The sequence below is a fragment of the Serratia sp. AKBS12 genome (assembly GCF_024793895.1).
In the GTDB taxonomy this organism is placed as follows: domain Bacteria; phylum Pseudomonadota; class Gammaproteobacteria; order Enterobacterales; family Enterobacteriaceae; genus Serratia_F.
On sequence record NZ_JANUSB010000013.1, the window covers coordinates 1 to 12,021 of the forward strand.

General features: G+C 57.1%; 9 protein-coding genes and 1 rRNA gene. 3 read left to right on the top strand and 7 right to left on the bottom strand.

Going from position 1 to position 12,021, the window contains the following annotated elements:
- Both rrf and NYE85_RS09510 read left to right on the top strand, forming a co-directional pair.
- A 5S ribosomal RNA gene (gene rrf, locus NYE85_RS09505) occupies nucleotides 1–104 on the top strand; the annotation flags it as partial.
- Nucleotides 105–533: 429 nt separating this feature from the next.
- Nucleotides 534–1,838 carry an MFS family transporter gene (locus NYE85_RS09510; RefSeq protein ID WP_259004483.1) on the top strand — a complete coding sequence of 435 codons (1,305 nt, stop codon included), beginning with the start codon at nucleotides 534–536 and terminating at the stop codon, nucleotides 1,836–1,838.
- A gap of 1 nt (nucleotide 1,839) precedes the next feature.
- Here NYE85_RS09510 and NYE85_RS09515 read toward each other — a convergent pair whose 3' ends face one another.
- The 5 genes from NYE85_RS09515 to trxC form a co-directional block, all read right to left on the bottom strand.
- Complete coding sequence (locus NYE85_RS09515) at nucleotides 1,840–2,169, bottom strand: YfiM family lipoprotein (protein ID WP_259004484.1); 330 nt, start codon at nucleotides 2,167–2,169, stop codon at nucleotides 1,840–1,842.
- A gap of 76 nt (nucleotides 2,170–2,245) precedes the next feature.
- On the bottom strand, nucleotides 2,246–3,601 hold the full coding sequence (gene pssA, locus NYE85_RS09520; RefSeq protein WP_259004485.1) for a CDP-diacylglycerol--serine O-phosphatidyltransferase: 1,356 nt from the start codon (nucleotides 3,599–3,601) through the stop codon (nucleotides 2,246–2,248).
- 153 nt (nucleotides 3,602–3,754) lie between these two features.
- Entirely contained in the window at nucleotides 3,755–6,406 is a 2,652-nt protein-coding gene (locus NYE85_RS09525) for a bifunctional acetate--CoA ligase family protein/GNAT family N-acetyltransferase (RefSeq protein WP_259004486.1), read from the bottom strand.
- Nucleotides 6,407–6,551: 145 nt separating this feature from the next.
- On the bottom strand, nucleotides 6,552–7,241 hold the full coding sequence (locus tag NYE85_RS09530; RefSeq protein ID WP_259004487.1) for a tRNA-uridine aminocarboxypropyltransferase: 690 nt from the start codon (nucleotides 7,239–7,241) through the stop codon (nucleotides 6,552–6,554).
- Between the two features lie 120 nt (nucleotides 7,242–7,361).
- A complete protein-coding gene (trxC, locus tag NYE85_RS09535; RefSeq protein ID WP_259004488.1) occupies nucleotides 7,362–7,781 on the bottom strand; it encodes a thioredoxin TrxC in 420 nt (139 codons plus the stop codon).
- Nucleotides 7,782–8,111: 330 nt separating this feature from the next.
- Between trxC and NYE85_RS09540 the strand changes: the two genes are divergently transcribed.
- The gene (locus NYE85_RS09540) at nucleotides 8,112–9,200 is read left to right on the top strand and encodes a tRNA/rRNA methyltransferase (protein WP_259004489.1); all 1,089 of its coding nucleotides are present in this window, start codon (nucleotides 8,112–8,114) and stop codon (nucleotides 9,198–9,200) included.
- A 59-nt stretch (nucleotides 9,201–9,259) separates the two neighbouring features.
- On the opposite strand, the gene emrB is transcribed toward NYE85_RS09540, so the two are convergent.
- Nucleotides 9,260–10,795, bottom strand: coding sequence for a multidrug efflux MFS transporter permease subunit EmrB (gene emrB / locus NYE85_RS09545; RefSeq protein ID WP_039991823.1), 1,536 nt, complete (start codon nucleotides 10,793–10,795; stop codon nucleotides 9,260–9,262).
- A 17-nt stretch (nucleotides 10,796–10,812) separates the two neighbouring features.
- On the bottom strand, nucleotides 10,813–11,985 hold the full coding sequence (gene emrA, locus NYE85_RS09550) for a multidrug efflux MFS transporter periplasmic adaptor subunit EmrA (protein WP_259004490.1): 1,173 nt from the start codon (nucleotides 11,983–11,985) through the stop codon (nucleotides 10,813–10,815).
- Nucleotides 11,986–12,021: the final 36 nt, after the last annotated feature.

Consider the following 12,021-nt stretch of genomic DNA (forward strand, 5'->3'; position numbering starts at 1 on the left):
AGCGCGGTGGTCCCACCTGACCCCATGCCGAACTCAGAAGTGAAACGCCGTAGCGCCGATGGTAGTGTGGGGTCTCCTCATGCGAGAGTAGGACACTGCCAGGCATCAAACAAAGTAAAAAGCCCTGAACATGCGTTCAGGGCTTTTTACTTTGTCTGTTATCTGCTGTGCTGCTCGAGCATGGGCATGCGACCCATCCGTCGGGAACGGATGGGAACGCCGCTGGCGGCGGCCCCTCAGGGGTGAGTCTCAGGATGAGACGAATATTGCAGGACACTGCCAGGCATCAAATAAAGTAAAAAGCCCTGAACGCATGTTCAGGGCTTTTTGCATTGGAAAAAACCGTTCCCTGCTGTAAATTTTGGCCGAACTTTACATTAATTTTTTATTGTCATCACAATCATGCGGTTTTCAGAACCACGATGTTTATTTTCTTCGCCTGCTAACTTTATTGTTGTTAACTTATAACCAACAATAAAGTCACAATTAACGGCAGGATGCCTTTTGACCTCATTTGGCTTGGAGAATATGCGATGACAGAAACAACCTCAGATGTAGCGGACAATACGGTAGCGGAGGCGCACGATAAGAAACGGCGCATTTTTGCCATTGTGGGGGCTTCATCAGGCAATCTGGTGGAGTGGTTCGATTTCTACGTTTACTCCTTCTGTTCGATTTACTTTGCTTCATCCTTTTTCCCTGCGGGTAACAGCACCACCCAGTTATTGCAAACCGCCGGCATATTCGCCGCTGGCTTTTTCATGCGTCCGATCGGTGGCTGGCTGTTTGGTTATATTGCTGACAAACATGGTCGTAAGAATTCGATGATGATTTCAGTATGTATGATGTGCGCAGGATCGTTGGCCATTGCCTGTTTACCGGGCTATGCCACGATTGGTTATTGGGCGCCGGTGTTGCTGCTGGTCGCACGGCTGTTTCAGGGACTGTCGGTGGGAGGCGAGTACGGAACCAGCGCCACCTATATGAGTGAGGTAGCGATTGCCGGTCGTCGCGGTTTTTTGGCTTCTTTCCAATATGTTACCCTGATTGGCGGTCAGTTGCTGGCGTTATTGGTTCTGGTGGCGTTGCAACAGGTGCTGTCTGCCGATGAATTGAAGGCTTGGGGCTGGCGCATCCCGTTTGCGCTCGGCGCGGTGTTGGCGATTGTCGCGCTGTTTCTGCGTCGCGCGTTGAACGAAACCTCTGATGCCAAAACCCGTAATCATAAGGACGCGGGGTCGTTAGCCGGGCTGTGGAAGAATCGTCGCGCCTTTTTGATGGTATTGGGTTTTACCGCCGGCGGCTCGCTGAGTTTCTATACCTTTACCACCTATATGCAAAAATATCTGGTCAATACCGCGGGCATGGACGCCAAGCTGGCCAGCGGGATCATGACCGCCGCCTTATTTGTCTTTATGCTGCTGCAACCGGTGATTGGTGGTCTGTCTGATCGTATTGGTCGCCGCAATTCAATGCTGACCTTTGCCACCCTGGCAACGCTGCTGACGGTTCCTATCCTGTTTACGCTAAAAAGCGTCACCAACCCGTATCTGGCGTTTGGCTTGATCGTCGTGGCATTGCTGATCGTCAGTTTTTATACCGCCATCAGTGGGCTGCTGAAGGCCGAGATGTTCCCACCGGAGGTGAGGGCACTTGGCGTGGGATTGTCTTATGCGGTAGCCAACGCCATGTTTGGCGGCTCGGCCGAATACGTGGCGCTGTCGTTGAAGTCGTTTGGTATCGAAAATGCCTTCTTTTGGTATGTGTCCGGCATGTGTCTGTTGGCGTTGATAGTCTCACTGCGGCTGCATGCCAAAGGTAAAGAGATCCAGCTCTAGCTTAACGTGTGGCGTGGTAGAGACTATAGCCGGTTGCGGCACCTGCCACGTCCCAGGCGAAGTCCTTCCAGCTCCAGCCGGAACCGCCTGCGCGACTGTCATACAGCTCTTTGGCGGCGCCTAGCCCGATGGAAAACGCCAGGCCGACGCTGCGGCTGTGAGGTTCACTCCAGCCCTGGCGATCGCCATAGGCGCTGCCGGCGGCGGCAAAGGCAGCGGAGGCGATGAAATGTTGTGCCTTGTCTTTCCCCGTCCACTCATCGTTGGCCCAATGGCTACAGCCAGTGAGCAGCAACAGGGGAAGCAGAACAGCCGATCGCAGCGAACGCATAATGAAAACATCCTGTTGTCATGGCGCATAAAAAACCCCAGCCTCGCCGGGGTCGATTAAAACAAGTATAGCTGGATTAAAGTATACGACTTATCAATCGGTCAATGCGGATCCGACGCAAACGGCGGATTAGCTTGCGCACTTTGATCGGATACTGCTGAATACTTTGCAGTTCCTGGAAGTGGCTCACCACGGTGGTATGGGTGCGGATGCATGCCAACTCTCTGTGGCGCTGCTCGCGCATTTCCTGCTTGGGATCGTGGATCAGGATGGCATTTTCCAGATCGAGGCGCCAGGCGCGCGGATTCAGGTTATTGCCGGTGATCAGCTGCCATTCATCATCAACCCACATGCCTTTTAAATGGTAGCTGTTCTCTCCGTCTTTCCACAGGCGAACAATCAGTTGCCCAGTATCGATATAACGCTGCAAGCGCGTCAGAAAGCGGCGCAGGTTGATTTCGTACAGATATGGCAGCGCGCCGATGATCTTGAACGGCTGGTCTTCCGGGATATAAAAATCGTTGGCGGTTTTATCACCGACGATAATTTCTACCTGTTTACCCTGGCGCAGCAGATAAATGATATTGCGCACCAGCAACGCCGGCAGGTTGAAGTACGGCGTGCACAGCGTCAGTTTTTGGTCGGCACAGGCCATCAGGTGATGAATGGTTTTGTTCAGTACGCTTTGCTTGCCCAGGCCCACCAGTGGCGTGACTGCCAGTTCATCATTACCTGCCTTGCCACGGAAGTGATAGCCCGCTCGGCGTAGCGCAAAGCGAAAGTTCCGCGTTTCGTTTTTGATCTCCGGGCTGGTGGGACGATCGCAGCGATCGAGGCGTTGCACGGCACCTGCGGTCAGCAAATGCTGTTTGATGTAATCGATCATGGTATCAGCCAGCACGTCGTTGGTAATCAACTGGTAACGATCGTAACGGTATTTTTCATGCTGATGCAGATACACGTCGTTAATGCTGGCACCGCTATAAATCACGGTGTCATCAATGACAAAACCCTTCAGGTGCAGTACGCCCATTGCTTCGCGGGTATTCACCGGCACGCCGTATACCGGGACCGGTGCGTCAGGGTGCTGGTCTGCCATTGAACAGTACCAATCGGCATTGGTATTGGTCGCCTCGGCGCCAATGCGTCCACGTTGTGCGCGGTGCCAGTCGACCAGCACGCAAACTTCCAGTTCAGGGCGGTTTTGCTTGGCAAGATACAGCGCGTTCAGAATATCGCGGCCGGCATCATCGTGTTCCAGATACAGGGCTACCAGATAAATGCGTTGCGTCGCGTTGGCGATAGCATTGAGCAGGGTGGCGCGATAATCAGACGGCGTGTATAGAGTACGGACATCGGCCACCGTCTGGGGGAGTTTTGGCAATTGTGCAAGGTGTTGTTGATGTTTGCTACGTTTAAATTTTGACAACATCACAGTGCGCTTCTTCTCTCATAATTAGATGGCCGGAACGCCACATGCATTAAAACATTAAAATAAATAATCGGGCGATAATACCACTAGTTGCCTCGATTGTGCGTATGTTTTGGCGTTAAGTAATGGATTCGTAGCGCATTGCGACGCCGGTCACTTCTCCGTGCCAGTCCGTAGCGGCAGGGTCAAATTGACGATGCCGTCTTCAAGCTGCACGTCAACCGTAAAGCCCAGCTTTTCGGCCAACGCCACCATACCGCGATTATTCGGCATGGTGATGCCGGTAAGGCGCAGCAGGCCGTGACTGTGCGCGTAACCGATCAGCTTTTCCAACAGCTGACGACCCAACCCCAACCCCTTGAGGTCAGAACGCACCAGGACGGCGAATTCGGCATCGGTGTTGTCGGGGTCAGACATCGCGCGCGTTACGCCGATAATTTCGTCCCCCTGGCGAACGGCAACAAAAGCCATCTCCCGATCGTAGTCGATCTGCGTCATGTTAGCCAAATCGTCATGAGTGAACTCGTTGATCTCGCTGAAATAGCGATAATAAAGATCTTCTTTGGTGACGCGATCGATAAAGTGTTTCAACGCCGGCTCGTCTTCCGGCAGGATCGGCCGGAACAGACAGTGCGATCCGTCTTTCAGCGTGATGGTTTCTTCCAGTTCATGCGGGTAGGGGCGTATCGCCAGTCGGGCCTGCGGATCGCCGCTAAACGGTGCCAGCTGCATGGAAACGTCGAGTAAGGTGAATTCGTCGCCAGCGGCCAGCACCGGGTGAATATCCAGCCGAGTAATTTCCGGGCAGTCGAGGATCAGGTTGGAAACCTGCACCAATAGTCGGCTGAGGCCGGGGATATCCAACGGGCGCAAGGCGCTGCGACCACGGATCTTGCCGCCTTTCACCGCCTGCAACACCAGATAGCGCGCCAATGCCATGTTGAGCGGCGGCAGGGCAACCGCCACCTGATTTTCCTGACGCCATTCGAGGCCGCCTTCGCCCAGCATAATCAGTGGACCGAAGATCGGATCCTGCTCCACCGCGATACGCAACTCTTGCGCTCCGGCGCGATTCGCCATGCTCTGCACCAACAGGCCGTGGATCCTGGCCTGCGGGTAGGTACGTTTCACTCGATCGAGGATGGCGTCTGCGGCGCGCTGCACTTCAACCGCCGTACGCAGATAGAGCATTACGCCCTGAACCTCCGACTTGTGCGGGATATCAGGCGAACGCAGCTTCAATGCGACCGGATAGCCAATCTGCTCGGCGATATGCACCGCTTCGGCGCTATCACCGGCAATCCAGGTGGGCAACGTGCTGAGACCATAGGCTTGCAGGATCGGCTGTACCTCATGCGTATCGAGCTGGCTGGCGCCCTCCGCCAGCGCCTGGTGAATCAGCTGATGTGCTTCGGCAGCGTTGGCCGTCAGGCCGATGGGTAGCGCGGGCGTTTCCTTCAACTGCTTCTGATTGCGGCGATACTCCACCATATGCATAAATGCCGTCACCGCCCCTTCCGGAGTGCGGTAGGTGGGAATGCCAGCTTCGGTAAACAGCCGCCGTGCCTCCTGTGAAGAATACTCGCCGCACCAGTTGGTTAACAGTGTAATGCGTTTGCCACGTGGATGGCGGCGGATGGCATCAATCAGCGTCTCGGCGGTGTCGGTGCCCGGTGCGGCGGCGCTGGGGGCATGGATCAGCAGCAATGCATCGTAATCCGTACTGTCGAGCAGGGCTTCGAGTGCAGCCAGATAACGGGCCGGCGTCGCGTCGTCTCGCAGATCGAGCGGGTTGCCGAGGTGGCTAAACTCCGGCAGCGCTTTGCCGATTGTTGTCTGGGTGGCCTCGCCCGGAACCGCCAGTTTGCCATTGCGGCGCAGCAGTTCATCCAGCGCCATTGCCGCCGGCGCTGCGCCGTTACTGACAATCATCAGGCGTTCGCCACGCAGCGGGTGCATGTGGCTCAGGGTTTCCACCGCAGAAAACAGCTCGTGGGTGTCCTGTACCCGCAACAGCCCGGCGCGTTGTATTGCCGCATCGTAGGCTGCGTCCAATCCTTGCTGGCTATTGAGCAGGCGCTGTGCCTGCTGGCTACGGCCACTCTTGATCACCAGAATGGGTTTATTGCGTGAGGCGCTGCGCGATGCCGACAAAAAGCGGCGGGCATCGTTGATATTTTCCAGATACAGCAAAATGGCGCTGGTTTTACCGTCGCGTGCCAAAAAGTCCAGCAGATCGTCAACGTCGATATCCAGGCTATCGCCGAGTGCGATGAAATAAGAGAAACCGACTTCACGCTGCTGCGCCCAGTCAAGAATGGTGTTGGCCACCGCGGCGGATTGTGAAATAAACGCCAGTTTGCCTTTTTGGATTGGTACCGGCGAGAAACTGGCGTTGATGCCTTGCCACGGCGCCAGCAACCCCAGGCTATTGGGGCCGAGCAGACGCATGGCGTAACGCTGTGCACAGGCTTTCAGTTGCGGGAACTGCTCCGGCGGTGACGACAGCACAATGGCAGTTTTGCAGCCGCGTTCGCCGAGCGCTTCAAGGATCTCCAGATTACGGCGAGCGTGGGTGCAGAGTACGGCGAGGTCGGGCGTTAACGGCAGGCTGGCGACGTCAGGATAGGCCATTACGCCACATACTGCGTGATAACGCGGTGTGACCGGTAATACCGGGCCGCTGAAGCCGCCGTTCAACAGATTGCGCATCATCAGGAATCCGGCACGTCCAGGCTGTTGAGATGCGCCAACCACGGTAATCGATTTTGGACGCAAAAGCGCTTCCAGGCCTCGCTGGCTCATAACCTCACTCCTTAGCGGAAACGTTGTTGCCTGATTCTATACCCTTCATTCCCTGCGCTGTATCTTTGTTGGTCACCTTTGCTCGCTCCGGTCACAGAGTTGACGTCGTTTTGCTGACGTGCCCGGTTTCGCGCGGTGGTTCAGTTCAGCAAGGAGCGCTTTGCGATGCTGGTCGGGTTGGTTTACCAGCCAGATATTGCTGGCGGAAATAACTGAAGTGTTGACTGAGACCCAGCGCCGCGGCGCTGTCGCCCGCCTGGAACAGCAAGGCTGCGGCTACTTCGGCGGTACAATGCTGTTCTGCGCGGCTGGCTTCGCGCAGTTGGTAGTCGGAGGCGGCGGCGACGTTCAGTGAAAACACCGGGAAGCGATCGAGATACGGGCTTTTGCGAAACATTTTGCGCGCCTCGGCCCAGGTACCGTCGAGCATGATAAACAGCGGCGGTTTGCCGTTGGCGGGCAATTCGCTGCATACCGGGCGTTGAGGATCGGCGTAGGATGCCGGGAACACCACATAGGGCTGACGCTCAGGATCGTTGATCGCAGCCAGCAGCGCAGGATCGATGTCGGTGCGGGACCAGAGAAACGCCTGGGTTTCCGGCAGAATATCGGCGATTAGCCGGCCGGTGTTACTGGGTTTTAACGGTTCGGCGCCAAACATGACCAGGCAGAAGCGGCTGGTGGCCTGCTGCGGGGTGATGGTATCGCAAAGGCAGTTCTTTTGCGGCAACAGGCAGCCCTGACAACGCGCCACGCGGCAGCCGCGCGCCAGAAACGGGCGGGTGGAACGGTCCAAACGGAATTGTCGCAGGCGAAGTACGGCGTTGTCGGTCATAGCAGTCCTGAATAAAACCGCCATTGTAGCGTAGAAAAAAGCCCGGCGGGAGAGTGCGCGGGCTTAAGTTCGCCTGGCCGCCGTACATAAATGGGCGGCGGCGTGCAGGGGTTTTTTGCGTTAGACTAGCTCATTGAGCCAATTGTCAAATGGCGCTTTGGGCAGGGCACCGTTGAGCATGTCGACCATCTTCCCGTCACGGAAGAGCATAATGGTCGGAATGCTGCGGATGCGGAAATGGGCACTCAGCTCTGGTTCGGCTTCGGTGTTGATCTTGACGAAACGGACTTTGCCGGCGCGTTCTTCGGCCGCGTCTTCGAAAATCGGCGCAAAGTTGCGACACGGCCCACACCACGGCGCCCAGAAATCGACCACGATCGGCAGATCGTCTTTTAATAGTTGATCAAAGGTCGCGCTGGTGGCGTTGATGACCTCACCGTCGAATAATTCATGGCCACAGCGACCGCACTTGGCGCCGTCAGCCAGACGATCTTCCGGGACGCGATTGGTGGCATTACACGCTGCACAAACTGTATTCATGGTTACCTCGGATACGCAAGCTGGCATACCGCCCCGGCAGGGCGCAGGTATGTTTCTTTAATGGTATTTATTATCGTTAAAATGACGTGATAGAACAAAGCGGTTTGTTCAATGAATTTAATAGTCGGGGGCTTTTATAGCCGTCATACTGCGCATGTATCTCGGTCGGCGCCGATGGCTAGGCTCGGCAAGGGATCCTGCCCCGTGCGGGCAGGGATACGCGCGGGTGCTGCGGCGATGCGGCGTGAATTATGGCGCATGGTGCAAGTTAGTGGCTAAGTGTACCGACATCAGGTAATCTTCGCGCCCTGCGCGTTGGTGGAGAAGACAATGAACGATTCATTTAGTGGCAAGAACGGTAAAGTTAAAGTGATGTACGTCCGCAGTGACGACGACAACGGCGACGACCGTAACAAAAACAAACGTCCGGCAGGCAAGGGCCGTCCGGCAGACAATGCGCGCGGCGCCCGTAGCGGCCAGGATAAACCGCGTGGCGGCAACGATCGTCGCACCAGCGATTCGCGCCGCAGTGATGGCGATCGTCCTCGTCGCCCGGCGCGCAGCGAAGAGCGCGGTGGCCATGATTCACCGTGGAAAACCGTGTCCCGCGCCCCGGACGACGAAGCGGCGTTCGATCACGGTGGTATCAGCGGCAAAAGTTTTATCGATCCGGAGCAGCTGCGCCGCCAACGCGCGGAAGAAACGCGCGTCTACGGTGAAAATGCCTGTCAGGCCCTGTTCGCCAGCCGTCCGGACGCCATCGTGCGTGCCTGGTTCGTGCAGTCGGTCACGCCGCGTTTCCGTGAAGCGCTGCGCTGGATGGCGGCCAACCGCAAGGCTTACCACGTGGTGGATGAAGAAGAGCTGGCGAAGGCGTCCGGTACCGAACACCACGGCGGCGTGTGCTTCCTGATCAAAAAGCGTCAGGGGCTGGATGCGCAGACCTATCTGCAAAGCGCGCCGGCAAAAGACTGCGTGCTGGCGCTGGAAGAGGTCGGCAATCCGCACAACCTGGGCGCTATCGTGCGTTCATGCGCACATTTCGGTGTGAACGGCGTATTGTTGCAGGATCCGGCGCTGCTGGAGTCTGGCGCAGCGGTGCGTACTGCCGAAGGTGGTGCGGAGCACATCAAGGCGATCAATGCGGATGATTTCCTGTCGGTGCTGGATACCTTCCGTAAGGCTGGCTATACCATCGTCACTACCTCCAGCCATAAGGGTACCACGCTGGCGCAGGCCAAGCTGCCGGCCAAAATGGTACTGGTGCTGGGTCAGGAGCGCGACGGTCTGAGCGACAGCGCATGGCAGCAGGGCGACATGAGCATCTCCATCGGGGGGACCGGCAAGGTGGAAAGCCTCAACGTATCGGTGGCAACCGGCATTCTGCTGGCCGACTGGTGGCGTCAGAACCAGGCATAATTGCGGTTTTCGCATAAAGAAACGGGCGCTCTTGAGCGCCCGTTTTATTTGGTTTGCGATCAGTGCGCGCCACCGCCACCGCCGCCGGAACTGAATGGCGGTTTGGCGAACCACACCAGCGCCAGCAGGATCAGGAAGACCCCTGCGGCGAGCCAGAAGATCTCGTTAGCCGAGATAATCAGCCCCTGCGCGGTGATTTCGTTGGCGATGTAGGCCGACGACTGCTGCTGGCTCATGCCGAGCTGCTCCAGTTTGTGGTACATCTCCTGCGACTGCGGATTGTAAGGGTTTACAAACTCCGCCAACTGCGAATGGTGTTGCGATTCACGCTGTGTCCACAGCGTGGTGGTGATCGAGGTACCAATCGAGCCGGCCAGCGTACGCACAAAGTTCGACAGGCTGGATGCTGCCGCCATACGTTCCGGCGGCAACCCTGACAGCGTGATGGTGGTCAGCGGCATAAAGAAGCAGGCAATGGCGAAGCCCTGGACAAACTGCGGCCAGGCCGACGCGCCAAAGTCCATGCCCGGTTCAAAGGTGTAGGCGCGCCAATAGAAGCACACGGCATACATAATAAAGCTGAACGTCACCAGGCGACGCATATCCAGCCGGTTACCGAACTTGCCGATGATCGGCGACAGCAACACTGGAATCAACCCGATAGGTGCCGACGCCAGCCCGGCCCAGGTGGCGGTGTAGCCATATACCTCCTGTAACAGCTGCGGCAACAGCACGATGGCGCCGAAGTACAGCATATACGCCAGGCTGATACAGAGCACGCCGATGGTAAAGTTGCGCGACTTGAACAGCGACAGGTCCACCACCGGATGATCATCCGTCAGCTCCCATACCACCAGGAACAGCAGCGCCACTACCGCGACCACCGTCAGGGTGATGATCTCGGTCGAATTGAACCAGTCCAGTTCCTTGCCCTGATCGAGCATCACCTGCAGCGAACCGATACCGACCACCAGCAGAATCAGGCCGACGGTATCGATAGGCTTGATCTCGGTTTTGGTTTCCCGCCCTTTCAGCGTCGCCATGGCGGCCAAAATCACGAACAACCCGATCGGGATGTTGATGAAGAAGATCCAGCCCCAGTGATAGTTGTCACTGATATAACCGCCGAGGATCGGCCCGAAAATCGGCGCGACGATCACCGTCATCGACCATAGCGCCAGGGCCATGGCCCTTTTGGCCGGCGGATAGTTGTTCAGCAACAGGCTCTGCGACAGTGGAATTAACGGCCCGGCCACCAGACCCTGCACCACGCGGAAGAAGATCAGCATGCCCAGACTGTTGGAGATGCCGCATAGCCACGAGGCGAGGGCGAACAGCGCCGTTGACCACAGGAACAGGCGTACTTCGCCGAAACGCTTCGCCAGCCAGCCGGTGATCGGAATGGAAATGGCGTTGGCCACCCCAAACGAGGTGATTACCCAGGTGCCCTGGGAGTTGGATGATCCCAGATTACCGGCGATGGTCGGTATCGCAACGTTGGCAATGGTGGAGTCCAGTACCTGCATAAAGGTCGCCATGGCAAGCGCGATCGTCATCCAGGTTAGCTGGGCGCCCTCAAGCGGTTTTTGTGCCAAGGTAGCCTCCCGCGCGCTTAACCGGCGTTCGCATGAATGACATCGGCGATCAGCTGGTCAACCGGCGCCAGGTTCAGAGCCAGCGCATCGCTCTGATAGCGTGGCTTGTCGCGCACCACGTCAGACAGTACACGACCGTCGAGATCGGTGGTGTCGACCGTCACCAGCGTAGACAAACCGATACGCAATGGGTGATCGGCTACCTGCTTGGCGTCCAGTTCGATACGTACCGGCAGGCGCTGAACCACCTTGATCCAGTTGCCGGTGGCATTTTGCGCTGGCAGCAGCGAGAACGCGCTGCCGGTGCCCATATCGATGCCGGCCACTTTACCGTGGTAGACCACGTCGTCGCCGTAGACATCGCTGACCACGGTAGCCGATTGACCGATGCGCATATTGGCGATCTGGGTTTCTTTAAAGTTGGCGTCAACCCAGACGTGATCGGCCGGTACCACCGCCATCAACGGCGAACCGGCGGCGATTTGCGCGCCAACCTGCACGCTGCGGCGCGATACGTAGCCGGTGATCGGGCTGATGATCCTGGTACGTTGCAGCGCCAGCCAGGCATCACGCATTTGCGCTGCCGCCTGTTTGATCGCCGGCTGTTGTTCCAGCGGCGTATCCAGCACCATCGCCTGATTGGCGTTGTACTGTTGCACCGCCACGTCGAGCGCGGCCTTGGCACTGGCGACTGCATCACGCGCGTGTTGCAGTTCTTCGCGGCCGATGGCGCCGGCGTTACCCAGTATCACACGGCGCTTGAGGTCATTTTCCGCCTTGCTCAGGTCAGATTTGCGCAGGGCAATATTGGCCTGATACTGTTTGTTGTTGATGATCAGCTGGTGGGTTTGGCGCACGCTGTTGGCCAGCGCGGTTTGTGCCCGCTCGAACGCCTGTTGGGCATCGGTCGGATCGAGCGTAACCAGCACATCTCCCTGCTTGACGTAATCGGTGTTATCGAAATTAACACGGTTTACGCTGCCAGAGACCTGAGCCATGATCTGGACCTGGTTGCCGGCAACGTAGGCATCATCGGTTTCCTGATGGTGACGCAGCACCAGGAACCAATACACTAAATAAGCCACCCCAATAACAATGAAAATAACCGTCAGCAGCAGCAGCCAGAATTTACGCTGCTTCTTTTTGCCTTTCGGTTGTTGCGGGGTTTGAGTCTCCGCGCTTACGCTCATGGTGTTCTCCACGCTCTAATTCCCTTGAAGGGATAT